Source organism: Streptomyces sp. ISL-99 (assembly GCF_018614005.1).
GTDB classification, from domain to species: Bacteria; Actinomycetota; Actinomycetes; order Streptomycetales; family Streptomycetaceae; genus Streptomyces; species Streptomyces flavidovirens.
In genome coordinates, this window is the sequence record NZ_JAGGPC010000091.1 from 1 (window position 1) to 695 (window position 695).

Below are 695 nucleotides of genomic sequence, written 5' to 3' on the forward strand. Positions count from 1 at the left end.
CGCCGCAGGCCCCGCGCAAGGGTGCGTAACCGGACACGATTTCGTATCCGGTTCGTATCCGGAACGTGCGTCCGGTTACGCTCAAGGCATGCATGCCTGGCCCGCTTCTGAGGTCCCCGCCCTGCCTGGCAAGGGCCGCGACCTCCAGATCCACGACACCGCGACCGGTGGGTTGATCACCCTCGACCCCGGTCCCGTCGCCCGTATCTACGTCTGCGGCATCACGCCGTACGACGCGACCCACATCGGTCACGCGGCGACTTACAACGCGTTCGACCTTGTGCAGCGCGTGTGGCTCGACACCAAGCGGCAGGTTCATTACGTCCAGAACGTCACGGACGTAGACGATCCGCTGCTGGAGCGGGCAATCCGCGACGGACACGACTGGACCGAACTCGCGGAGCGCGAAACCGCGCTGTTCCGCGAGGACATGACCGCCCTGCGGATGCTTCCGCCGCAGCACTACATCGGCGCCGTCGAAGCGATACCCGGCATCGTGCCGCTCATCGAGCGGCTGCGGGACGCGGGCGCGGCGTACGAGCTCGAAGGGGATGTGTACTTCTCCGTCGAGGCCGACCCGCACTTCGGCGAGGTGTCCGGGCTCGACGCCGACGCGATGCGGCTGCTGTCCGCCGAGCGCGGCGGCGACCCCGACCGCCCCGGCAAGAAGAACCCGCTCGACCCGATGCTCTGGA

1 pseudogene (running past one end of the window) is annotated in these 695 nt (G+C 68.1%); it reads left to right on the plus strand.

Annotated features, from left to right (window positions below):
- Positions 1-88: 88 nt before the first annotated feature.
- Positions 89-695: pseudogene (locus J7E91_RS34755) on the plus strand (cysteine--1-D-myo-inosityl 2-amino-2-deoxy-alpha-D-glucopyranoside ligase); its annotated part runs 205 nt beyond the window's last position; the annotation flags it as partial.